Consider the following 22,173-nt stretch of genomic DNA (forward strand, 5'->3'; position numbering starts at 1 on the left):
GCGCGGCGATCGTTTTGAATGGCCGTGACGGCCCCGGCGCGCCGCGTGCGCGCCGAACCCCAGGATCATTACAGGAATTTTCTATGCTCGGCGGAATTGCCAAGTCGCTCTTTGGGTCGTCCAACGACCGTTATGTCGCCTCGATGCGACCCATCGTCACCAAGATCAACGCGCTGGAGGCGCAGATGCAGGCGCTGTCCGACGACGCGCTTGCCGCGAAGACCGCGGCGTTTCGCGAACGCCTCGCCAACGGCGAAAAGCTCGACGCGCTGCTGCCTGAAGCCTTCGCGACGGTCCGCGAAGCCGCGGTGCGCGTGCTGGGCATGCGCCATTTCGACGTCCAGATGATCGGCGGCATCGTCCTGCATCGCGGCGAGATCGCGGAGATGCGCACGGGCGAGGGCAAGACGCTGGTGGCGACGCTCGCCACCTATCTGAACGCGCTGCCGGGCGATGGCGTGCACGTCGTCACCGTCAACGACTATCTGGCGCGCCGCGACGCCGAATGGATGGGCCAGGTCTATCGCTTCCTCGGGCTGACGACGGGCGTCATCGTGCCCAACCTGCCCGATCATGAGCGCCGCGCGGCCTATGCCGCCGACATCACCTACAGCACCAACAACGAACTCGGCTTCGACTATCTGCGCGACAACATGAAATATGATCGCGCGTCGATGGTCCAGCGGCCCTTCGCTTATGCCATCGTCGACGAGGTGGATTCGATCCTGATCGACGAGGCGCGCACCCCGCTGATCATCTCCGGCCCGACCGACGACAAGTCCGAGCTCTACATCTCGGTCGACGCGGTGGTGAAGCAGCTTGCCGAGGCGGATTACGAGAAGGACGAGAAGCAGCGCTCGATCATCCTGACCGAGGACGGGACGGAGAAGGTCGAGCGGATGCTCGAGGCCGCCGGGCTGCTCCAGGGCGCCAATCTCTATGACTTCGAGAACACGCAGGTGGTCCACCACCTCAACCAGTCGCTGCGCGCTAACATGATGTTCAAGCGCGACACCGACTACATCGTCAAGGATGGCAAGGTCGTCATCATCGACGAGTTCACCGGCCGCATGATGGACGGCCGCCGCTGGTCCGACGGCCTGCACCAGGCGGTCGAGGCCAAGGAAGGCGTCAATATCGAGCCCGAGAACCAGACGCTCGCCTCGATCACCTTCCAGAATTATTTCCGCATGTATCCCAAGCTGTCCGGGATGACGGGCACGGCGGCGACCGAGGCGCCCGAATTCTACGACATCTACAAGATGAATGTCGTGTCGATCCCGACCAACGTGCCCGTCCAGCGCGTGGACGAGGAGGATACGTTCTACAAGTCGACCGAGGACAAGTTCCGCGGCATCGCGCGCACGATCAAGGAACATGCCGAGCGCGGCCAGCCGGTGCTGGTCGGCACCGTGTCGATCGAGAAATCCGAGCTCTTGTCCGAATTCCTCGAAAAGGAAGGCGTGCCCCACAAGGTCTTGAACGCGCGCTATCACGAGATGGAGGCGCATATCGTGGCGCAGGCCGGGCGGTTAGGCGCGGTGACGATCGCCACCAACATGGCCGGGCGCGGCACCGACATCAAACTGGGCGGCAACCTGGAATTCCGCATCAACGACGAGCTCGCCGACATGCCCGACGGTCCCGAGCGCGAAGCGGCGATCGAGCGCCTGCGCCAGGAGATCGAAGCCGAAAAGGCGCAGGTGCTGGCCGCAGGCGGGCTGTTCGTGCTCGGCACCGAGCGCCATGAAAGCCGCCGCATCGACAACCAGCTGCGCGGCCGTTCGGGGCGGCAGGGCGATCCTGGGCTCAGCCGCTTCTATCTCAGCCTCGACGACGACCTGTTGCGGATCTTCGGCTCCAACACCCTGTTCGCGCGGATGATGCGGTCGTCGATCGAGGATGGCGAAGCCATGCCGCCGTCGCGGATGCTGACCAAGGCGATCGAGACCGCGCAGAAGAAGGTCGAGGCGCGCAACTACGACATCCGCAAGCAGGTGGTCGAGTATGACAACGTCATGAACGACCAGCGCAAGGTGATCTATGAACAGCGCGCCGACATCATGGATGCCGAGACGGTCGGAGACGTGGTGGTCGACATGCGCGCCGAGACGGTCAACGCCATGGTCGGCGCGGCGTGCCCGCCCAACAGCTATCCCGAGCAATGGGATGTCGACGGCCTGATCGAGGCGGCGCGCGAGACGCTCAACATCGACCCGCCCGTGCGCGCGTGGATCGAGGCCGAGGAAGGCATCGAGCCCGAGACGATCGAGACGCGGATCCGCGAGCTGGCCGATGCCCTGATCGCGGAGAAGTCCGCCGAGCTGGAGCCCGAGACCTGGACCGACATCGAAAAGGGCGTGCTGCTCCAGAATCTCGACCATCACTGGAAGGAGCATCTGGCGCTGCTCGACGCGCTGCGCGCGGTCATTCACCTGCGCGCCTATGCGCAGAAGACGCCGATCAACGAGTATAAGCAGGAAGCGTTCGGCCAGTTCGAACGGATGCTGGCGTCGATTCGCGAGGACGTGACCCGGACGCTGGCGTTCGCGCAGTTCCAGCTGGCACCGCCGCCCGACCTGCCCGAGCTGCCGGCGTTCCTGACGACGCATATCGACCCGCTGACCGGCGAGGACAACAGCGCCGATTGGGATGGCGGGTCGGCCGGCCTGGTGACGACCCGGCTGCCGCCGCTGCAAATGGCGATGCCCCAGCCCGACGGCGACGAGCTGGGCGAGAACCCGGAACTGTGGGAAGGTCGGGTCAACCGCAACTCGCCATGCCCGTGCGGCTCGGGCCGCAAGTACAAGCATTGCCACGGCGCGCTGGTGTGAGGGGGGGCGGGGCGACTTAGCCTGCCCCGTGCATTCTCGTCCATAGCCCGTCACCCCGGCCTTGTGCCGGGGTCCACCGTGCAGCGCGCGCTGGCATTTGATCATGGCATGGCAAGGTTGGTTGCTGGATGGCGTGCGACGTTAACCCGCGAAGTGTCGCGTTAGCCGGCGCGGTGGACCCCGGCACGAGGCCGGGGTGACGACAAGAAATAAGTGATGCGCTTGTCCCTCACGGGTAAGCGGAAGGCGGCAACATCGCGTAGCACGCGTTGCGCCCCCCACTTGCCTTTGCCCGCCCGGCGCGCCAGCGTCCTGTCGTCATGGACATGATCGACGCGCCTTCGCCCAATTTCGATGACCGGCAGCTGCCGATCACGATGATCGTGCTGCACTATACCGGGATGCAGGACGCAGCCAGCGCCGTCGCCCGGCTGCGCGACCCGGAAGCCAAGGTGTCGGCGCATTATGTGGTGGACGAGGATGGCGCGATCCTGCGGCTGGTCGATGAGGACAAGCGCGCGTGGCATGCGGGGCGGTCGCACTGGCGCGGCATCACCGACGTCAATTCGGCGAGCATCGGGATCGAGATCGTCAATCCGGGCCATGAGTTCGGCTATCGCGATTTCCCGGACGCGCAGATCGCTTCGGTCATCCGCCTCGTCCATCTGATCAAGGACCGCTACGACATCACGCGCGGCAACATCGTCGGCCATTCGGACGTCGCCCCGGCGCGCAAGCAGGATCCCGGCGAGCTGTTTCCCTGGGGAAAGCTGGCGCGGCTGCGGCTTGCATTGCCGCGCCCGACCCGCAACCTGATGGATCCGGGCTGGAGCGAGGGCGGTTTCCTCCTCGCGCTCGAGCGCTTCGGCTATGACGTCAGCGACCCCGTCGCCGCGATCCGCGCGTTCCAGCGCCGCTTCCGCCCCGAGATGATCGACGGCGAAGTCGACGCCGAATGCCGGATGCTGCTGCTCGCGCTTCTGCTTCCCAAACCGCAGGGAGATGATTAGGTAACCCCCACTGCCAGAGGGCCGGGCGGCCGCGGCTCCGGACTTGATCCGGGGTCGAGGAAAGTCCGGGCTCCACGGAAACGACGGTGCCGGGTAACGCCCGGCGGGGGCGACCCCAGGGAAAGTGCCACAGAGAGCAGACCGCCCCGCTTTGGCAGGGTAAGGGTGAAAGGGTGCGGTAAGGGCGCACCGCGGGCCCGGCAACGGGAACGGCATGGCAAACCCCACCGGGAGCAAGACCGAATAGGGACGGCATATGCGCCTCGTTCCGGCGCGTCGTCCGGGTTGGTTGCTTGAGGCGGCGCGCGAGCGTCGTCCCAGAGGAATGGTCGCCCATCCCCCGACCGCGAGGAAGGGGGTGGACAGAACCCGGCTTACAGGCCCTCTGGCAGTGCATCGGCGGGTGGACGTTCGGCCATACTGGCCATTGCGCGCGCGCCTGCCTATCTGGAGTCGCATGAGCCGATCGTCACGTTCGATGGATTGGGGGTTTCCCCGCTGGCGCGCTTACGGTGCCGATCGCGAAGCCGTGACGGTGCGGATGTGCGATCGCGACGGGTGCGACCAGCCGGGCGACCGGCCCGCGCCCAAATCGCCCAACAGCCGCGAACGCTGGTATTTCTGTGAAACGCACGCGGCCGAATACAACCGTAACTGGAATTATTTCGAGGGGTTGAGCGAAGAGGAAGCCAAGCGCCGCGAGGACAATGAGCAGCGTGAGGCCAATGGCTATGCCGAGGCGAGCCATTATGGCTGGGGCGGCCCCGGCGACGGTTCGCGCAGCCGCGACGAGATGCGCGCGCTCGATGTGCTGGGGCTCGAAACCGACGCCGATTTCGAGACGGTCAAGGTCGCCTGGCGGCGGCTGGCCAAGGCCAATCACCCGGATGTCAAACCCGGCGATGCGGAGGCCGCGACGCGGTTTCAGGCGATCCAGACCGCCTATGAAGTGCTGAGATCGGCTGAGGAGCGCCGGACGTTCAAGGGTGGCCGATGAAGCGGCAGGTCCGGTCGCAATGGTCGAATGCGATCCTCGTCTGTGCCAAATGCTCGAAGAAGCTCGACGGCGGTTTCGGCCCCAAGCGCCGCACCCCGCTCGCCAAGGCGCTGCGCAAGCATCTGGGCCTGAAAAAGGGGCGCAAGGGCACCGCCGGGGTGGTCGAAGTTCGGTGTCTGGGCGTGTGTCCGCGCGGCGCGGTGACCGTCGTCAACGGCGCCGACGCGCGCGTCTGGAACCTGGTACCGGCCGGTGCCGACCTTGATGACGTCGCGCGCGAGCTCGGCCTGATCACGCCCAAATAGCGCTACGCCGAGCGCGGCTGCCGGTGTCGGCACGCTTGTGCGCAAATGTTCGGCCGGTCCGTGGAACGAACGCGCGCCCAAGCCCTTTAACCTCCAGGCAGCCATTGCCGGGGAGGATGCTTGCGTGGCGGAGACACTGACCGTGAACGGGACGGAGCGGGCGTTGCCCGACGATCCACGCACGACGTTGCTCGATTTTCTGCGACACGACCTCGGCCTCACGGGCACCAAGAAGGGTTGCGATCACGGCCAGTGCGGCGCGTGCACGGTGATCGTCAACGGCATCCGCATCAACAGCTGCCTCACGCTGGCGGCGATGCATGCCGGCGAAAGCGTGACGACGATCGAGGGGATCGGCACGCCGACCGAGCCGTCGCCGCTGCAGCAGGCATTCCTGAAGCATGACGGGTTTCAGTGCGGCTATTGCACCCCGGGTCAAATCTGCGCCGCGACCGCAATGCTCGACGAGCTTGGCAACGGGTGGCCGAGCGATGCGACCGGTGCGCTCGATGCCGACCACTTCCATGTCACCGACGAGGAGCTGCGCGAGCGGATGAGCGGCAATCTGTGCCGGTGTGGCGCCTATGCCAACATCATCGCGGCCATCCGTGAGGTTGTCGGGGAGCGCGGGGCATGAGGACATTCCACTATCGTCGCGCGCATGCGATCGACGACGCCATCGAAATCGCCCGCGATGCGCAGGCGGCGATCATCGCGGGCGGAACCAATTTGCTCGACCTGATGAAATTGCAGGTCGCGACGCCGTCACAGCTGGCCGACATCAACCATGTCGGCTTTCGCGAAATCGAGGATAGCCCCGATGGCGGGCTGCGCATCGGGGCGCTGGCGACCAACACCGAAACCGCGGTCCACCCGCGGGTCCGCCGCGATTATCCGGTGCTCGCCCGCGCGATCCTTGCCGGGGCGACCCAGCAGCTGCGCAACAAGGCGACGACCGGCGGCAATCTGTGCCAGCGGACGCGATGCTATTACTTCACCAATATCGACCAGCCGTGCAACAAGCGGCAGCCCGGCACCGGCTGCGGCGCGATCGGCGGCGTGGCCCGCCTGCACGCGATCCTCGGCACCAGCGACCAGTGCATCGCGACCTATCCGGGCGACATGGCGGTGGCGCTGAGCGCGCTGGACGCGACCGTCCATCTCCGTTCGGCGGGCGGTGGGGAACGCTCCGTCCCCGTTCGCGCCTTTCATTGCCTGCCCGGCGATACGCCATGGCGCGACACCGTGCTCGCGCAGGGCGAGGTGATCACCGCCGTCACCCTTCCGCCGCCGGTCGGCGCGACACAGCTTTACAGGAAGGTGCGCGAACGCTCGTCCTATGCCTTCGCGCTGGTATCGGTCGCCGCGATCGTCGCGCTGGACGGCGGCAGGTTCAGCCGGGCCGATCTGGCCTTTGGCGGGCTGGCGCACAAGCCGTGGCACGATCCGCGCATCGGCGACGCGCTGATCGGCCAGGCGCCGTCGCCCGAGCTGTTCGACGCCGCCGCGGACATCCTGCTCGACGGCGCACGCACCGACAGTGACAGCGCGTTCAAGGTCACCCTCGCGCGGCGCACGCTGCACGCGGTCCTTAGCCAGGTGACGGAGACGGCCCGATGAGCGTCAGCTTCAGGCAGGACGAGCCCGCGACCGACAATCGCCTGGATCAGATGGGTCAGGGCGTGCTCGGCAAGCCGCACCCGCGCATCGAGGGACTGGCGAAGGTGACGGGCACCGCGCCCTATGCCGCCGAATATCCGGTCGCGAATTGTGCCGAGGGCGTGCTCGTGACCGCGACGATCACGCGCGGCGACGTCGTTCGGATCGACACGGACCACGCACTTGCCCTGCCGGGGGTGCTGGCGGTGATCGAAGACGCGCGACTGACCACGCGACCCGCCCAGGGCACCGCCGACAAGGCTCCGGCGCAGTCGCCCCGGCAGGTCTGCTACTGGGGCCAGCCGATCGCGCTGGTCGTCGCCGAGCGCTTTGAACAGGCACGCGACGCGGCGCGACGACTCCAGGTCGAATATCGCGCCGACCCAGATGCGCCCGTCGATCCGGCAGCGGTCGATGCCGAAGCGCAGACCGACGACGCGGTCAGTCGGGGTGATCTGGCCCAGGCGATGCGCGAGGCCACCCATAGCGTCGATGTCACCTATACCACCCAGGGCCATGCCTCGGCGGCGATGGAGCCGCACGCCGCGATTGCCGAATGGGACGGCGAGCGGCTGACCGTCCACGCATCGCTCCAGATGCTGAACTACAACATCAGCGAGCTTGCCGACGCACTGGATCTGGATGAGGACCGGATCCGGCTCGTCTCGCGCTATGTCGGGGGCGGCTTCGGCTCTAAGCTCGGCATCAGTCAGGACGTCGTCGCCGCGTCGATCGCGGCGATGCAGCTCGGTCGTCCGGTTCGCGTCGTCCTGTCGCGGCAGCAGGTGTTTCAGGGGATCATGCGCCGGTCGGAAACGACCCAGCGGCTGCGGCTGGCGGCGGATGCGACAGGCAGGCTGATCGGCTTTGGCCATCATGCGCTGGTCTCGAACCTCCCCGGCGAAGCCTTTGCGGAGCCGGTGCTGCAATCGTCGCACTTCCTGTATGCTGCCGAGAACCGCGAGCTTTCGCTCGATCTGGCGCGCATCCACCGGATGACCGCGGGCTCCGTCCGCGCGCCTGGCGAGGCGGTGGGCATGCCCGCGCTGGAGGCGGCGATGGACATTCTGGCGGAAAAGGTCGGGATCGATCCGGTCGAGCTTCGCCTGCGGAATATTCCCGCGCGTGATCCGGAGAAGGACCTGCCCTTTTCCTCGCATACGCTTGCCGAATGCCTGAACAAGGGGGCCGAGGCGTTCGGATGGGACCGATCGCCGCGGCGGCCGCGTCAGACGCGCGACGGCGAATGGTGGATCGGCACGGGGGTGGCGAGCGCCGCGCGCGTGCATAATGTCCAGGCGGCGACCGCGCGCGTCACGCTGAAACGCGACGGCACCGCGCGAGTCGAAACCGACATGACCGATATTGGCACCGGGACCTACACGATCCTGGCGCAACTGGTCGGGGAGATGCTGGGCCTCGATCCGGCCGACATTCTGGTCGACCTGGGCGATACGCGTCACCCGCGCGGGCCGGGTTCGGGCGGAAGCTGGGGCGCGGCGTCGATCGGATCGGCGGTCTATGTCGCCTGTCAGGCGATCCGCGAGGACCTTGCGAGCCGCGCCGGCGTGTCCGAGCGCGAGCTTCAGCTCACGCGTGGCCGGACGGCTTCGGGTCAATCGCTGACCGATCTGCTGAGCGGTGCGGACATCGTCCGCGAGGGGCATTACGAACCCGGCAAGATCGAGGACGCGTTCACTGCCGCGGGATTCGGTGCGTTCTTCGCCCAGGTCCGGGTCAATCGCTTCACCGGCGAAACCCGCATCGACCGGATGACCGGCGCGTTCGGGTTCGGGCGGGTGCTCAATCCCACCACGGCGCGCTCGCAATGTCTGGGCGGTATCACCTGGAGTATCGGCGTGGCGCTGACCGAGGCGCTGGCGTTCGATCCGCGCGACGGCCACCTCGTCAACTGCGACCTGGCGGAATATCACGTGCCCGTTCATCGCGACATTCCCGACATCGACGTCGTCCTTGTCGAGGAACGCGACGCGGCGGCGAGCCTGATTCAGGCAAAGGGGATCGGCGAGCTGGGCATGTGCGGCGGCGCGGCGGCGATCGCGAACGCCGTCTACCATGCGTGCGGCGCGCGCGTGCTGGCGTTCCCGATGACGCCCGACCGGATCCTCGCCGCGATGCCCGACTGACGGGTGCGATGCCGGTCGCCGCGGGCATTCTTGCCCGCCGGTGCAGGGTCAGCGCCGCGCCAGGATCGCCGCCGCGCGATCGAGGTCCGCGGGCGTATCGACATCGAGCAACGCGTCGGTCGACGGCGGGTCGATCATCGTCGTTGCCGATTCCCAGTCGATCGCCGCCGCGCCACGATCGCCGTTGAGCCGCATGAGCCTGGCGAAGTCGCTGGCGTCGAATGCCGCCGGGACCCCGGGCCGGCCCGAGGCGTAGCGGGTAAAGGCCGTGCCCGGCGCGCGCGCCAGCTGGCCGAGCAGGGACGGCGTGACGCAGGGCATGTCGGCCAGCGCGATGACGAGCCGTGGGTGCGGCGCGGCCAAGTGGGCGGCGAGCGCGATCGAGGTGGCGAGGCCGCTGCCGGCGTCGGGATTGATCGCTACCCCCCAGTCAGCTGCCACGGGACCGATATCAGCCGCCGTCTCACGCGAGAGGATCAGCCATCTGGCCTTGAAGCCGGCGCTGTCCGCGGCGTCCGCGGCCCAGCGCCAGAGCGGCTTGCCGAGCAGGTCGGCGACGAGCTTGCCGCCGCCGAAACGGCGCGCCGATCCCGCCGCCAGCAGCGCGAACGCGGGCGCGGGGTCAGGGGTAGGTCCGGAGCTGCTCATATTCCCCCGCCACCTCGGCAAGGATCGCCAGTGCCAGCGTCTGGGGCGACCGGCTGCCCGAGGGTCGGCCGATCGGGCTGCGCACGCGGGCGAGCGCGACCGGGTCGGCGCCGCGCTCCCGCAACGCTTCCAGGCGTGCGGCGCGCGCGGTGAAGCCGCCCTGCGCCCCGATGTAGAAGGCGTCGCTCGCCAATGCTTCGTCGAGGAGCGCGATTTCCCACTCATGGTCGTGGAACAGCATGACGATCGCCGTCCAGCGGTCGGCGTCCGGCAGGCCGCTTCGGCGGCCCAGCGACAGGCCGGACTTCTCAACCCCCTGGCACACGACGCCCGCTGCCGCGGCGATGCGTTCGAGCGCGCCCAGTTCCGGCCCCTCGCCGAACGCGCGGATGGCGAGACACGGCAGATAGCGCCGCGCGCCGAGATACGGATTGGGCGGCAGCGAAATCGTTGCGGCACGCCGCGCCGTGAGCGCCGTCATCGCGGCGGCGCAAGCGGCGCGGTCGGGCACCGGGTCGATCAGGATGTCGAGGCCGCCACCACAGGGCAGGCGAAAATCCACGACGCCCGAATCCCGGCCATAGCGTCGGACGACGGGCGTCGTCGCACCCTGGGCATCGGTGCGCAGCTGCGCCTCCAGGCAACCGTCGGCCAGGCTGCCGGCGAAACTGCCGTCCGGCCGAATCGCAAGCTGCGCGCCGATACGACGGGAGAAGCTGCCGTCGATGCCGACGATGGTGCACAGGGCGACGCCCGGCGCACAGGCGGCTGCGAGCGCCAGATGATCCTCGTCCACCGCCCCCGGGTCTTCCCCCGACAGGCATGCGGGCAGGGCGGGATCGGTCAACGACATCGTCGGACGCGATAGCGCGCCAGCACCATTTGCAAAGGGCTAAACCGCGTGAAGCGGCCTTCGCCGATCGCGCCGGATGCTTGGAGGCCCGAGCCGGAATCGAACCGGCGTGCACGGATTTGCAGTCCGCTGCGTCACCACTCCGCCATCGGGCCGAAGCAGGCGCGCGAGATGCGCGGGGCCGCACGCAGTGTCAACCCTTGGTTCCGGACGGCGACTGCGAAAAACAATCGTACGCGCGCTTGGCGACGTGAAATCATATCATTAGAAGCCAATGTAGCAGGATGTGTATTGCATCGATAATACAGCTGTGCGACAGAGGCCAATAATGATCGAGACTGCTCCCCAGACGCTTTCCTTCGCGACCGCGCGCCAGGCGATGGTCGACAGTCAGCTGCGGACGAATTCGGTCAATGATCCGCGAGTCGTCGACGCGATGGCGAGTGTCCCGCGCGAACAGTTTCTCCCTGCGCATCTGCGCAATGTCGCCTATCGCGACCGTCCGCTGCCGCTGGGTGCGGGGCGGATGCATAACGACCCGCTGGCGACCGGGCGATTGCTGGTCGCGGCCGAGATCGCGCCGGCGGATCGCGTGCTGTTGATCGGGGCCGCTGGCGGTTATGCCGCCGCGCTGCTCGCGCGGCTGGCGGCGCATGTCGTGGCGGTGGAGGAATCGGCGGATCTGGCGGCGACGGCGCGCGCCGCGCTGGCCGGCATCGGCAATGTCGAACTGGTCGAGGGGCCGTTGAACCAGGGCTGGGCGGCGGGCGCACCCTATGACGTGATCGTGATCGACGGTGCGGTCGAACGGCTGCCCGACGGCTTCGTCGAACAGTGTCGCCCCGACGGGCGCATCGTCACCGGGATCGTCGATCGCGGCGTCACGCGGCTGGCGCGCGGCCAGCGGAGCCAGGGCGGCTTTGGCATGGTCGATTTCGCCGATGTCGAGTGCGTGGTGCTGCCGGGGTTCGAGCGGCCCAGGGGCTTCACCTTCTGAAATCGGGCATGATGAGACACCGTCTTCTCCTTTTCGCCGGCGTGGCGGTGCTTGCTGTCGGCCCGGCCAGCGCCGAAACGTTGCGTGACGCCCTGGTCCGCGCCTATTCGACCAATCCGACGATCACCGGCCAGCGCGCCAGCCTGCGCGCGACGGACGAGGCGGTGCCGCTTGCCCGCGCGGACGGATTGCCTTCGGCGGCGGTCGATGCGCGCTATTCGGAGGATTTCCAGCAGGCCGCCAATCAGTTCTTTGCCCCCGCCCGATCGGTGACGGGGCAGGCCAGTCTCAGCGTTCCGCTCTATGCCGGGGGCGCGGTCAAGAATTCGGTGCGCGCGGCCAAGACCCGGGTCGAGGCCGGACGCGCCAACCTGCGCGGCACTGAGGCGCAGCTGTTCACCGACGTGGTCGCGGCTTATCTGAACGTCATCCGCGACGAGGCGATCGTCGAGCTCAACGGTCAGAATGTCCGCGCGCTCGAGGTCAATTTGCAGGCGACGCGCGACCGGTTCGATGTCGGCGACGTCACGCGCACCGATGTGGCGCAGTCCGAGGCCCGCCTGGCCGCCGCGGTCGGCCAGCTGCGCGGATCGGAGGCGACGCTGATCGCGAGCCGTGAATTCTATATCCGCACCGTTGGCGTGGCGCCCGAATCGCTCGAACAGCCGCCGCCGCTGCCCGGGCTGCCCGACACCGCCGATGCCGCCGTCGCGGCCGCGCTGGAAAACAATCCGACGCTGATCGCGGCGCGCCATAACAGCGACGCGGCCGGTTTCGACGCGCGTGCCGCCCGTGCGCAGCGTTTGCCCCAGGTTTCGACGTTCCTGGGCGGCAATTATTTCAACAACCTATCGTCCCAGAATGCCGGCAATGTCAGCGTCAATTCGGGCTCGGGCGCGAGCGCGGGCGTGCAGATGCGGATCCCGATCTATCAGGGTGGCGCACCGGCCGCGAACGTCCGCCGGGCCCGGGCGCTGGAGAGCGTCGCGATCGAGCAGGTGACCGCGACCGAACGCGCGGTGATCGAGCAGGCGCGCGCCTTCTTCGCCAACTGGCAATCGTCGCTGCGCGTGATCGAGGCGGCGGAGACGCAAGTGTCGGCGAACCGGCTGTCGCTTGAAGGGGTGCGGGCCGAAAACAGCGTCGGCACGCGTACGATCCTCGACATCCTGGATGCCGAGCGCGAGCTGCTCAATGCGCAAGTGACGCTGGTGACCGCGCGCCGCGACGCCTATGTCGCCGGTTTCGCGCTGCTGGCGGCGATGGGCCGGGCGGAGGCGCGCGACCTGGGCCTCGACGGCGGGCCGCTTTACGATCCCGACGTCAATTATCGCCGGGTGCGCGGCGGGCTGTGGGACTGGAGCGACGGCGCGCGTGCCGCGCCGGTCGCGAGCAGCACCGCGAACACGCCGGCGCAGACGCCGGTCGTCACCAAGCCGCTCGATCCCGAGCTGCAGCGTGGCGTTGACACGGGCCCCGCAAATCCCGACAGATAGGCGCGTTGGCGGCGAAATTGGGATCGGGATGATGGGCGACCTGGGCGGCGAAACCTCGATGGAGGACATCCTGTCGTCGATCAAGCGCATCATCGCCGAGGAAAGCGACGGCACCGCCGGTGGCACGCGTGGACGCAAGCTGCCGCGCGGCGCGGGTGAGCCCGCACCCGTTGCCGCCCCGACCAACGCTGCCGATCCGGACGATGCGGTCCTCGAACTGAGCGAGGAAGTCCACGCGCCGTCACCCGCCGCCAGGCCCGCGGCACCGCGCCCCGCGCCCACCAAGGCGGGAGCCGGCGACTCCGTCAATGCGCGCCGGAACGGTGAGGCTGCGGCAGCCACAGCGGCACCGCTGCCTGCGGATGCGGCCGCGCCGGCGGCAGCGACGATCGTGTCGGATCAGGCGGCACGCGCGACCAGCCGTTCGCTGGAGGCATTGTCGCGCGTGATCGTCGCGCCGCAATCGCCGGCGGGCGAGACGCTGGAGGATCTGGTGCGCGACATGCTGCGCCCGATGCTTCGCGACTGGCTCGACGCGAACCTGCCCGAAATGGTCGAGGCGATGGTGGCGCGCGAAATCGCCCGGATCGCCGGCCGCAACGGCTGACGCACTAACGCCGCGCTCTTGCCACGCCGCGCCGTCAGGCTATGGCGTGGCCGCCATGACCGAACTCGCCAAGACCTTTGACCCCGCGCAGATCGAGCGCCGCTGGTATGCCCATTGGGAAAGAAACGGCCTGTTCCGCCCCGAGCGGCCGGGTGCCGAGCCCTGGACGATCGTCAATCCGCCGCCCAACGTCACGGGCAGCCTGCATATCGGCCATGCGCTCGACAACACGCTGCAGGACATCTTGGTCCGCTATGAGCGGCTGCGCGGCAAGGATGCCTTGTGGGTGGTCGGCACCGACCATGCCGGCATCGCCACCCAGATGGTGGTCGAGCGTCAGCTGAACGAGCGGCAGGACAAGCGCACAAATTACACGCGCGAGCAGTTCGTCGAGAAGGTGTGGCAGTGGAAGGCGGAAAGCGGCGGCCAGATCACCGGCCAGCTGCGCCGGCTGGGCTGTTCGATGGACTGGGCCAACGAACGTTTCACGATGGACCCGGGCTTCAGCAAGGCGGTGCTGAAGGTGTTCGTCGATCTGTATCGCGACGGGCTGATTTACCGCGACAAGCGCCTGGTCAATTGGGATCCCGCGCTCAAGACCGCGATCAGCGACCTCGAGGTCGAGGCGCGCGAAGTGCAGGGGCACATGTGGCACTTCAAATACCCACTGGCGGGGGGTGAGACCTATCGCCACGTCGAGCGTGACGCGGACGGGAATGTCACTCTGGAAGAGGAGCGCAACTATATCTCGATTGCGACGACTCGGCCCGAAACTGTGCTCGGCGACGGCGCAGTGGCGGTCCACCCGGACGATGAACGCTATCGTCCGATCGTGGGCAAGCTCTGCGAGATTCCGGTAGGGCCTCGCGAGCATCGTCGCGCAATTCCGATCATCACCGATAGCTATCCCGATCCCGCATTCGGTTCCGGCGCCGTCAAGATCACCGGAGCGCATGACGAGAACGATTATGGCGTCGCGCAGCGCAACGGCATCCCAATGTACCGGTTGATGGACGAAGTCGCTGCGATGCGGGTCGACGGTGTTGCGTATGCACTCGCATCCGCGCGCGCGCGCGAAATCGCGAAGGGCGCACCGGCAAGCGCTGCTGAAATCGACGCGCTCAACCTCGTGCCGGAAGCCTATCGTGGACTCGACCGATACGAAGCGCGCAAGCGCGTGGTCGCCGACATCGACGCCGAAGGGTTGATGATCAAGGTCGAGGACAAGACGATCATGCAGCCGATCGGCGACCGATCGGGCGTGGTGATCGAACCGATGCTGACCGACCAATGGTATGTCGACGCCAAGACGCTGGCGCAGGGCCCGATCGAGGCGGTGCGCGACGGGCGGATCAACATCGTCCCCAAGACGTGGGAGAAGACGTTCTTCAACTGGATGGAGAATATCCAGCCCTGGTGCGTCAGCCGGCAGCTTTGGTGGGGGCATCGGATACCGGCGTGGTTTGCCGAAGATGGTCGCGTTTTCGTCGCAGAAACCGAGGCGGAGGCGCAAGCCGAGGCCGGCGAGGACGTCGCGCTTACTCGCGACGAGGACGTCCTCGACACCTGGTTCTCTTCTGCGCTGTGGCCATTCGCGACGCTGGGGTGGCCGGGCGATGCTCCCTCTCCCCTTGAGGGGAGAGGGCTAGGGACCCTCAACGGGCGTTACCCCAATGACGTGCTGATTTCCGGTTTCGACATCCTGTTTTTCTGGGATGCGCGGATGATGATGCAGGGGATGCACTTCATGGGCGACGTGCCGTTCCGCACGCTCTACCTGCACGGGCTGGTCCGCGCCGCCGACGGGCAGAAGATGTCGAAGTCGAAAGGCAATACCGTCGATCCGCTCGGCCTGATCGATCAATATGGCGCGGATGCGCTGCGCTTTTTCATGGCGGCGATGGAGAGCCAGGGCCGCGACATCAAGATGGATGTCGCCCGCGTCGAGGGCTATCGCAACTTCGCGACCAAGCTGTGGAACGCCACGCGGTTCGCCCAGGCGAACGGGATCGGCGCGTCGACCAGCATCGCGCCGCCGCCCGCGGCCCTCGCGGTCAATCGCTGGATCATCGGCGAGACGGTGGCGACGGTCCGCGCGCTCGACCAAGCGCTGGCCGACCTGCGCTTCGACGGGGCGGCCAATGCGATCTATCAATTCGTATGGAGCCGCTTCTGCGACTGGTATCTGGAGCTGATCAAGCCGGTCCTGTCCCCCGCGCCGGGCGAGCGCGGGGAGGGGACCGAGGCGGATGAGACCCGCGCGGTCGCCGGCTGGGTGCTCGACCAGATCCTGGTGATGCTCCACCCGTTCATGCCGTTCATCACCGAGGAACTGTGGCACGCGCTGGGCGCGCGCGACGGCGAGCTGATCGTGGCGCACTGGCCTGAGGTGGATGGTATTGCGGTGGATGAGGAGGCTGGACGTGAGGTCGACTGGCTGATCCGGCTGGTGAGCGAAATTCGCGCGGCACGCACCGAACTGAATGTGCCGCCGGGGGCGAAAACGCTAATCTACCAGACCGAGAAAGATGAAGCCGCTGAAGCAAAATTGATGCAAAACGCTGCAGTTATCGAGCGGCTCGCGCGGGTAAGGCCTTCTATATTGACTTCACCTCTTGAAGGTAAACCAGAGGCTTCGATTCAAATTACTGTTGAAGGCCGACTTTACGCCATTCCGCTGAAGAACGTTATCGATCTCGATGCCGAGCGCGCGCGGCTGTCGAAAGCAATTCTAGCCGCGCAGAAAGAACGGGATGCCTTGTCCGGCCGGCTGGACAATCCCAGTTTCGTCGCGCGGGCCAAGCCCGAGGCGGTGGAAAAAGCCCGCGCCGACCATGCCGAGAAGGCCGCCGAGGCCGAGCGGCTGGCGGCGGCGCTGGCCAGGTTGGGGTAGGAAAACATGAAGCTCGATCATCTGGTCATCATGGTCCGCTCGCTCGAAACGAGCCTGCCCTGGTATGACGCGATGCTGGGGCTGATCGGCTTCACCAAGTCGCGCGATCACGTCTGGGGCAATGAAGACGGGGTTTATATCGACCTGAAGCAGGCCGAGCCGGAGACGCGCGATTACGCGCGCTACGGCCCGGGGCTCAACCATCTCGGCTTCACCGCGCCGACGCTCGACATCCTGCACGCCGTGCGCGCCGGCATGGCGGCCGCGGGGTTCGAGGTGCCCGATATCCAGGCGTTCGGCGACAGCACCGCGACCTTTTTCAAGGATCCGGACGGCATGCGGATCGAGGTCAGCCACTACCCCTGACCGACGGGCGTGCGCGTCCGCGATCGGCGAGGCGGCTTGCCACTGGCCGCGCGCTGACGCACAACCCGGCGCCATGAGCCACTATCCCGCGCTGCGCCTGCGGCGGACCCGCGCCACGCCGTGGAGCCGCCGCCTTCACGCCGAAACCCACCTTGCCGCCGCCGACCTGATCTGGCCGTTGTTCGTGACGTCGGGCAAGGGGGTGGAGGAGCCGATCGCATCGTTGCCCGGCGTGTCGCGCTGGTCGGTCGATCGGATCGTCGATCGGGCACGAGAAGCGCGCGACGCGGGCATCGCGTGCGTGGCGCTGTTCCCCAACACGCCGCGCGAACTGCGCACCGATGATGCGGAGGAAGCCTGTAACCCGGACAATCTGATGTGCCGGGCGATCCGCGCGATCAAGGCGGCGGTGCCCGACATCGGCGTGCTGACCGATGTCGCGCTCGACCCCTATACCAGCCACGGCCATGACGGGCTGATCGACGCGGCGGGCTATGTGCTCAACGATGAAACCGCCGACGTGCTGGTGCGCCAGTCACTGAACCAGGCGGCGGCGGGGGCGGACATCATCGCACCCAGCGACATGATGGACGGGCGCATCGGCCTGATCCGCGCGGCGCTGGAGGCGGGCGGGCACGTCAATGTCCAGATCATGTCATATGCCGCCAAATACGCCTCTGCCTTCTATGGCCCGTTCCGCGACGCGGTGGGCAGCCGCGGGCTGCTGCAGGGCGACAAGAAGACCTATCAGATGGATCCCGCCAATGCCGAGGAGGCGTTGCGCGAGGTGTCGATGGACCTGGACGAGGGCGCGGACAGCGTCATGGTCAAGCCGGGCCTGCCCTATCTGGATATCATACGTCGGGTGAAGGAACGCTTCGAAGTCCCTGTATTCGCTTATCAAGTTTCCGGCGAATATGCGATGATCGAGGCCGCGGCGGCCGCCGGGGCGGGGGATCGCGACGCGCTGGTGCTGGAGACGCTGATGGCGTTCAAGCGCGCGGGCTGCTCGGGCGTGCTGACCTATCACGCGTTGCATGCCGCGCGGTTGCTGCGCCCGTGATCCTGACCGAACGGTTGCACCTGCGCCCCTGGACCGAGGCGGACAAGCCGGTGTTCCACGCACTGGTCAACACACCGGCAATGATGGAACATTTCGGCGGGCCGGTGCCGGCCGAGCGGCATTACGCGATCATTGATACCCAGATGGCGCAACAGGCCAAGTACGGACATTGCATGTGGGCTGCGACCCTGCGCGAAACGGGCGAGCTGGCGGGCGTGTGCGGCCTGCGCATCGGGGGCCATCCCGGCACGCCGGTGATGGGCGACCTTGAAATCGGCTGGCGCTTCGGTGAGCGGTGGTGGGGCCACGGCCTGGCGCGCGAAGCCGCGGCGGCGAGCATCGCCTGGGGCTGGGCCAACACCCCGCATCCCCGGATTTCGGCCTGGACGGTGATCGGCAATAGCCGGTCATGGGGGCTGATGCTGCGGCTGGGCATGGTGCGCCGTCCCGACCTCGACTTCCGCCATCCCGACTATCCGCCGGACAGCCCCCAGGCGGCGATGATCGTCTATGCGATTGACCGTCCGGTGGCCGCCGGCGCGAACGGCACGTAATGACCGATTCGCCGATGACGGAGGCGGCGCCCGCGCCGAACGGGCCGGGCGCCGCTGCGGTTCAGGGTAGCGCAGCGACGCGCCGGCTGTTCCTGGTCACGATCCTGCTGGGGTCGTTCCTGCTGTTCCTCGTCCAGCCGATGATCGCGCGGATGGCGCTGCCCCGGCTGGGCGGCGCGCCGGCGGTGTGGAACTCGGCGATGCTCGTCTATCAGGCGCTGCTGCTCGGCGGTTATGCCTATTCGCACGCGCTCGGCCGGATCACGGTGGCACGCCAGGTCGTCGTGCATCTCGCGGTGCTGGCGCTCGCCGCGATCTGGCTGCCGATCGGCCTGGCGCGCATCGATCCGGCCGGGGCGGGGGAGCCCGTGCTGTGGGTGCCGCTGTTTCTCCTGGCATCGATCGGCCCGCTGTTCTTCGCGGTGTCGGCGCAGGCGCCGCTGATGCAACGCTGGTTCAGCGTCGCGAGCGGCGGCGCGGACCCCTATGCGCTCTATGCCGCGTCCAACGCGGGCAGTTTCGCGGGCTTGCTCGCCTATCCCCTGCTGGTCGAACCGGCACTGGCGCTCAGTGCGCAAAGCCGGCTGTGGAGCGCGGGGTATCTGCTCCTGATCGTGCTGGTCCTCGCTTGCGGCTGGCGGGCGCGCGCCGCCCCGATGGCCAGTGCGCCGCCGCCGGCGCGCGACGTGGCCGAAGCGGCCGAGCGCCCGCCCACACCCCGCCGCATCCTGATGTGGATCGCGCTCGCGACCGTGCCGTCGGGGTTGATGCTGGCGACCAGCACCTTCCTGACCACCGACATCGTCGCCGTCCCGCTGCTCTGGGTGCTGCCGCTCGGGCTTTACCTCCTGAGCTTCACCGCAGCCTTTGCCGACCGGCGCGGGGTGGCGGACGCGATCACCAAATTCGCGCCGGTCGTTGTGCTGATCTTCGGCGGATTGATGATCGGCGGCAGCACGTCGCAGCCCTTCCTCAATGCGCTCATGGCGCTGAGCGTGCTGTTCGCGGTGGCGGTCGCGCTGCACACCCGGCTGTACGATCTTCGTCCCGGACCGCGCGGGTTGACCGGCTTTTATCTGGCGATGTCGGTGGGTGGGGCGCTGGGCGGGGTGTTCGCCGCGCTGATCGCACCGATCATCTTCGACTGGACCTACGAATATCCGCTGCTGATCATCGCCGCCGGGGCGCTCGTGCCGCAAAGCTGGCTGATCGATCCGGTCGCCCGGCTGTGGCAGGGATCGCGCCGCGCGGTCGCGCTGCGCACCGGATTCGTCGCCCTGCTTGTCACCGGGGTCGTCGCGGGTGGGCTGTGGTGGAGCGAAGGCATGGCGGGCGGTCCGGAGGCCGGCTTGCCCTTCGTCGCGCTGACCGTCATCGGGGTGCTGACCGTCGGGACGCGCATCGCGTTCCTGATCGTGCTGACCGGATCGTTGCTGCTGTTCGGCGGGTTCCAGTCGCTGTGGCTGAGCTGGCAGGGCGATATCCGCACGCGCAGCTATTTTGGGGTCTACACGGTCGAACAGGACGGCTTTCGACGCCAGCTGTCGCACGGGACGACGCTGCACGGCATCCAGCTGACCGGATCGGCCGATCGCGAACGATGGCCGACCAGCTATTATCTGCCGCGATCGGGCGTCGGTCGCGCGCTGCTCGCCGCGCCCGAACTTTATGGTCGGGAGGCCCGGATCGGGGTGGTCGGGCTCGGTGCAGGCACGCTCGCCTGCTTTGCCCGGCCGGGCCAGCACTGGCGCTTTTTCGAGATCGATCCGGCGGTGGTGCGGCTGGCGCGCGACGACGGGCGCTTCACCTTCCTGTCGCGCTGCCAGCCGTCGGCACAGATCACGCTCGGCGACGCGCGACTGTCGCTCGAGGCAACCCGGACGGCCAGCCTCGACCTGCTCGTCCTCGACGCCTTTTCTTCGGATGCGGTGCCGATGCACCTGATGACGCGCCAGGCCTTCGCGACCTATGCCCGCGTCCTGCCGCGGCGCGGCGCGCTGCTCGTCCACATTTCGAACCGCTATCTCGCGCTGGCGCCGGTGATCACGGCAACCGCGGCGGGTGGCGACTGGTATGCCGCGCGGCTGATCCATCGTCCCGGCGCGGAGGAGGAAGCGGGTGCCGTTTCCGACTGGATCGTGCTGACCCGCGATCCCGAGACGCTGGCGACCCTGATGGCGGAGGGGCCGTGGGAACCGCTGGCGAACCGCAAGCGGGTCCAGGCATGGACCGATGACTATGCCTCGATCCTGCCGGTGCTGCTGGCGCTGCACCCGGACATGAATCGCTAGGGCAAGCGACCGGCCTCAGGCCGTGGCGAGCATCGCTTCGATCTCGGTCACCCGCGCCCGTTCCGCCGCCGCGCGTCGCGTCGCATCCTCGTAGAGCGACTGGAGCGCGGGATAGGGCATCGCGCCGGCAGCCGCGCGGTCGATGATCGACCGTTCGATGTCGGCGACCAGGCCGCTGGTCGCCGCGCGCAGGACGTCGAGTTCGCCCAGCGCGACCTGCGCGGCCAGCCACGGTTCACTGCCGGCGTCCGCGCCCTGCGCCTTCGCGGCCAGCTGCGCTGCCCGATCTGCCTGGGCGGCAAAGACGCGCGACGCTTCGTCCAATCGCGCCGCGAGGGCCGTGACCTGCTGGTCGAGCGCGGGATCGGGCGCCGCGGGCACGGGCTCGCGCATCGGTTCCGCCGTATCAGCCGACTCGATCGCGCGCGGCAGCAGCGACGGATAGCCGTCGCCCGAGCGCTTGGCACAGCCCGCCGTCAGGGCGACAAGGGCGGCCAGGATGAGATGTGCGCGCATGGCCACGCGCTTAGGCGGCGGAAATTATCCGTGCAACAGGGTTGCGCTCCCGTCGACAGCCTTCTATGTGCCCACTTCCCGCGCGCCCGTAGCTCAGCTGGATAGAGCATCAGACTACGAATCTGAGGGTCGGACGTTCGAATCGTTCCGGGCGCGCCAATTTCTTCCCGCCATTTCGACGGATTTTGTCGGGCCGATATTCGGGCGTGTCGGCTGACCCGAGGCGTGACCGCGGGGTATCCGCTGGGCGCACCGTTTTCAGCACATCAGGACTGCGGCAGGCCCCAGCTCCGGACAAAGCTGTCGACGTGATCGCTCGCGAACGCGTCGAGGTCGAGCGGCCGCACCGCAGCGCCGCCAAGCGGGCGTTGATGGAGCACCGCGATCAGCACCGGCGCGATCAGCTGGATCGCGGCGAGGCGCGTGTCGCCACCGCGCATCTCGCCCCGCGCGACATGCGCCTCCAGCCGCGCCTCAGCCGCCTCGATCATCGGTTCGAGCAGGTTGGCGACGAATGCGGGCCCGACGGTCGGATGGCCCAGGCCCTCGGCGAGCCCGCTGGCGATCATCCGGTCCAGCCCGGCATGGACCAGACCACCGGCCAGATGCCCGACCGCGTCGCGCATCGATGTCGCAAAGTCGCCGGTCGGGCGCGCCATCACCGCGAGCGGCTCGGCCCCCTGGCTCTTCTCGTCCTCCATCAGCGCGCGGATCACGTCGTCGCGCCGTCCGAAATGGTGCGTCAGGCTCGACAGACTGACGCCGGCGGCGGCGGCCATGTCGCGCCACGATGCCGGCCCCGCGCCGCGATCTTGAAGGCGGGCGCGGATGCGGTCGAGCAGCTCCGCCCGCCGCTTTGCCGTCGCGCGGTTCGGCGTGCCGACCATCCTAGGCATGTATCACTTGAACCAAACTAACGCTCATGCATTATGACGCT

Annotated in this window: 19 protein-coding genes, 2 tRNA genes and 1 other RNA gene; 17 read left to right on the forward strand and 5 right to left on the reverse strand. The window is 67.8% G+C overall.

The window, feature by feature from the left end:
• The first annotated feature begins 83 nt into the window (after positions 1-83).
• From secA to GO308_RS04125, 8 genes are all read left to right on the forward strand, one after another.
• On the forward strand, positions 84-2,834 hold the full coding sequence (secA, locus tag GO308_RS04090) for a preprotein translocase subunit SecA (protein WP_240883969.1): 2,751 nt from the start codon (positions 84-86) through the stop codon (positions 2,832-2,834).
• Between the two features lie 320 nt (positions 2,835-3,154).
• On the forward strand, positions 3,155-3,844 hold the full coding sequence (locus GO308_RS04095) for an N-acetylmuramoyl-L-alanine amidase (RefSeq protein ID WP_066481782.1): 690 nt from the start codon (positions 3,155-3,157) through the stop codon (positions 3,842-3,844).
• A gap of 13 nt (positions 3,845-3,857) precedes the next feature.
• An RNA gene (gene rnpB, locus GO308_RS04100) (RNase P RNA component class A) lies at positions 3,858-4,237 on the forward strand.
• A 64-nt stretch (positions 4,238-4,301) separates the two neighbouring features.
• On the forward strand, positions 4,302-4,841 hold the full coding sequence (locus GO308_RS04105) for a DnaJ domain-containing protein (RefSeq protein WP_240883977.1): 540 nt from the start codon (positions 4,302-4,304) through the stop codon (positions 4,839-4,841).
• Positions 4,838-5,146, forward strand: coding sequence for a hypothetical protein (locus GO308_RS04110; RefSeq protein WP_066481778.1), 309 nt, complete (start codon positions 4,838-4,840; stop codon positions 5,144-5,146). The genes GO308_RS04105 and GO308_RS04110 overlap by 4 nt, the downstream gene beginning before the upstream one ends.
• A 124-nt stretch (positions 5,147-5,270) precedes the next feature.
• Positions 5,271-5,783 carry a 2Fe-2S iron-sulfur cluster-binding protein gene (locus GO308_RS04115; RefSeq protein ID WP_066551297.1) on the forward strand — a complete coding sequence of 171 codons (513 nt, stop codon included), beginning with the start codon at positions 5,271-5,273 and terminating at the stop codon, positions 5,781-5,783.
• Complete coding sequence (locus GO308_RS04120) at positions 5,780-6,766, forward strand: xanthine dehydrogenase family protein subunit M (protein WP_240883979.1); 987 nt, start codon at positions 5,780-5,782, stop codon at positions 6,764-6,766. Before GO308_RS04115 ends, GO308_RS04120 begins: the two co-directional genes overlap by 4 nt.
• The gene (locus GO308_RS04125; RefSeq protein WP_240883981.1) at positions 6,763-8,952 is read left to right on the forward strand and encodes a xanthine dehydrogenase family protein molybdopterin-binding subunit; all 2,190 of its coding nucleotides are present in this window, start codon (positions 6,763-6,765) and stop codon (positions 8,950-8,952) included. Before GO308_RS04120 ends, GO308_RS04125 begins: the two co-directional genes overlap by 4 nt.
• Before the next feature lie 48 nt (positions 8,953-9,000).
• On the opposite strand, the gene GO308_RS04130 is transcribed toward GO308_RS04125, so the two are convergent.
• The 3 genes from GO308_RS04130 to GO308_RS04140 all read right to left on the reverse strand — a co-directional run bounded on the left by GO308_RS04130 (position 9,001) and on the right by GO308_RS04140 (position 10,608).
• On the reverse strand, positions 9,001-9,600 hold the full coding sequence (locus GO308_RS04130; protein WP_240883983.1) for an NTP transferase domain-containing protein: 600 nt from the start codon (positions 9,598-9,600) through the stop codon (positions 9,001-9,003).
• Positions 9,575-10,453: an XdhC family protein gene (locus GO308_RS04135; RefSeq protein ID WP_240883985.1), complete on the reverse strand. Its 879-nt coding sequence runs from the start codon at positions 10,451-10,453 to the stop codon at positions 9,575-9,577. Before GO308_RS04135 ends, GO308_RS04130 begins: the two co-directional genes overlap by 26 nt.
• A gap of 81 nt (positions 10,454-10,534) precedes the next feature.
• Positions 10,535-10,608: transfer RNA gene (locus GO308_RS04140), tRNA-Cys, on the reverse strand.
• Positions 10,609-10,781: 173 nt separating this feature from the next.
• Between GO308_RS04140 and GO308_RS04145 the strand changes: the two genes are divergently transcribed.
• The 8 genes from GO308_RS04145 to GO308_RS04180 all read left to right on the forward strand — a co-directional run bounded on the left by GO308_RS04145 (position 10,782) and on the right by GO308_RS04180 (position 20,720).
• Positions 10,782-11,450: a protein-L-isoaspartate O-methyltransferase gene (locus GO308_RS04145; RefSeq protein WP_240883987.1), complete on the forward strand. Its 669-nt coding sequence runs from the start codon at positions 10,782-10,784 to the stop codon at positions 11,448-11,450.
• Between the two features lie 11 nt (positions 11,451-11,461).
• Positions 11,462-12,946 carry a TolC family outer membrane protein gene (locus GO308_RS04150; RefSeq protein WP_240883989.1) on the forward strand — a complete coding sequence of 495 codons (1,485 nt, stop codon included), beginning with the start codon at positions 11,462-11,464 and terminating at the stop codon, positions 12,944-12,946.
• Positions 12,947-12,974: 28 nt separating this feature from the next.
• The gene (locus tag GO308_RS04155; RefSeq protein WP_346768991.1) at positions 12,975-13,553 is read left to right on the forward strand and encodes a DUF2497 domain-containing protein; all 579 of its coding nucleotides are present in this window, start codon (positions 12,975-12,977) and stop codon (positions 13,551-13,553) included.
• Between the two features lie 55 nt (positions 13,554-13,608).
• Positions 13,609-16,446 (forward strand): valine--tRNA ligase, encoded by a 2,838-nt coding sequence (locus GO308_RS04160; protein ID WP_240883996.1) that lies wholly within the window; start codon positions 13,609-13,611, stop codon positions 16,444-16,446.
• Between the two features lie 6 nt (positions 16,447-16,452).
• Complete coding sequence (locus tag GO308_RS04165; RefSeq protein ID WP_240883998.1) at positions 16,453-16,812, forward strand: VOC family protein; 360 nt, start codon at positions 16,453-16,455, stop codon at positions 16,810-16,812.
• 73 nt (positions 16,813-16,885) lie between these two features.
• Positions 16,886-17,875 carry a porphobilinogen synthase gene (gene hemB, locus GO308_RS04170; protein WP_240884000.1) on the forward strand — a complete coding sequence of 330 codons (990 nt, stop codon included), beginning with the start codon at positions 16,886-16,888 and terminating at the stop codon, positions 17,873-17,875.
• The gene (locus GO308_RS04175) at positions 17,872-18,429 is read left to right on the forward strand and encodes a GNAT family N-acetyltransferase (RefSeq protein WP_240884002.1); all 558 of its coding nucleotides are present in this window, start codon (positions 17,872-17,874) and stop codon (positions 18,427-18,429) included. The genes hemB and GO308_RS04175 overlap by 4 nt, the downstream gene beginning before the upstream one ends.
• Positions 18,429-20,720: a fused MFS/spermidine synthase gene (locus GO308_RS04180; protein WP_240884004.1), complete on the forward strand. Its 2,292-nt coding sequence runs from the start codon at positions 18,429-18,431 to the stop codon at positions 20,718-20,720. Before GO308_RS04175 ends, GO308_RS04180 begins: the two co-directional genes overlap by 1 nt.
• A gap of 15 nt (positions 20,721-20,735) precedes the next feature.
• Here the strand turns inward: GO308_RS04180 and GO308_RS04185 are convergent, their stop codons facing one another.
• Positions 20,736-21,236, reverse strand: coding sequence for a hypothetical protein (locus GO308_RS04185; protein WP_240884006.1), 501 nt, complete (start codon positions 21,234-21,236; stop codon positions 20,736-20,738).
• A gap of 82 nt (positions 21,237-21,318) precedes the next feature.
• On the opposite strand from GO308_RS04185, the gene GO308_RS04190 reads away from it, so the two are divergent.
• Positions 21,319-21,395 (forward strand) — tRNA-Arg (locus GO308_RS04190).
• 107 nt (positions 21,396-21,502) lie between these two features.
• Here the strand turns inward: GO308_RS04190 and GO308_RS04195 are convergent.
• Positions 21,503-22,123 carry a TetR/AcrR family transcriptional regulator gene (locus GO308_RS04195; protein ID WP_240884008.1) on the reverse strand — a complete coding sequence of 207 codons (621 nt, stop codon included), beginning with the start codon at positions 22,121-22,123 and terminating at the stop codon, positions 21,503-21,505.
• Positions 22,124-22,173 lie beyond the last annotated feature (50 nt).

The organism is Sphingomonas sp. SFZ2018-12 (assembly GCF_022496715.1).
Taxonomy (GTDB): Bacteria; Pseudomonadota; Alphaproteobacteria; order Sphingomonadales; family Sphingomonadaceae; genus Sphingomonas.

What these genes read in the sequence shown, in the direction of transcription:
- GO308_RS04120 (WP_240883979.1), top strand. Translation starts at nt 5,780, where the DNA reads ATGAGGACATTCCACTATCGTCGCGCGCATGCGATCGACGACGCCATC.
- GO308_RS04165 (WP_240883998.1), top strand. Translation starts at nt 16,453, where the DNA reads ATGAAGCTCGATCATCTGGTCATCATGGTCCGCTCGCTCGAAACGAGC.
- GO308_RS04145 (WP_240883987.1), top strand. Translation starts at nt 10,782, where the DNA reads ATGATCGAGACTGCTCCCCAGACGCTTTCCTTCGCGACCGCGCGCCAG.
- GO308_RS04160 (WP_240883996.1), top strand. Translation starts at nt 13,609, where the DNA reads ATGACCGAACTCGCCAAGACCTTTGACCCCGCGCAGATCGAGCGCCGC.
- GO308_RS04135 (WP_240883985.1), bottom strand. Translation starts at nt 10,453, where the DNA reads ATGTCGTTGACCGATCCCGCCCTGCCCGCATGCCTGTCGGGGGAAGAC.
- hemB (WP_240884000.1), top strand. Translation starts at nt 16,886, where the DNA reads ATGAGCCACTATCCCGCGCTGCGCCTGCGGCGGACCCGCGCCACGCCG.
- GO308_RS04105 (WP_240883977.1), top strand. Translation starts at nt 4,302, where the DNA reads ATGAGCCGATCGTCACGTTCGATGGATTGGGGGTTTCCCCGCTGGCGC.
- GO308_RS04185 (WP_240884006.1), bottom strand. Translation starts at nt 21,236, where the DNA reads ATGCGCGCACATCTCATCCTGGCCGCCCTTGTCGCCCTGACGGCGGGC.
- GO308_RS04155 (WP_346768991.1), top strand. Translation starts at nt 12,975, where the DNA reads ATGATGGGCGACCTGGGCGGCGAAACCTCGATGGAGGACATCCTGTCG.
- GO308_RS04150 (WP_240883989.1), top strand. Translation starts at nt 11,462, where the DNA reads ATGAGACACCGTCTTCTCCTTTTCGCCGGCGTGGCGGTGCTTGCTGTC.
- GO308_RS04180 (WP_240884004.1), top strand. Translation starts at nt 18,429, where the DNA reads ATGACCGATTCGCCGATGACGGAGGCGGCGCCCGCGCCGAACGGGCCG.
- GO308_RS04095 (WP_066481782.1), top strand. Translation starts at nt 3,155, where the DNA reads ATGGACATGATCGACGCGCCTTCGCCCAATTTCGATGACCGGCAGCTG.
- secA (WP_240883969.1), top strand. Translation starts at nt 84, where the DNA reads ATGCTCGGCGGAATTGCCAAGTCGCTCTTTGGGTCGTCCAACGACCGT.
- GO308_RS04110 (WP_066481778.1), top strand. Translation starts at nt 4,838, where the DNA reads ATGAAGCGGCAGGTCCGGTCGCAATGGTCGAATGCGATCCTCGTCTGT.
- GO308_RS04130 (WP_240883983.1), bottom strand. Translation starts at nt 9,600, where the DNA reads ATGAGCAGCTCCGGACCTACCCCTGACCCCGCGCCCGCGTTCGCGCTG.
- GO308_RS04195 (WP_240884008.1), bottom strand. Translation starts at nt 22,123, where the DNA reads ATGGTCGGCACGCCGAACCGCGCGACGGCAAAGCGGCGGGCGGAGCTG.
- GO308_RS04125 (WP_240883981.1), top strand. Translation starts at nt 6,763, where the DNA reads ATGAGCGTCAGCTTCAGGCAGGACGAGCCCGCGACCGACAATCGCCTG.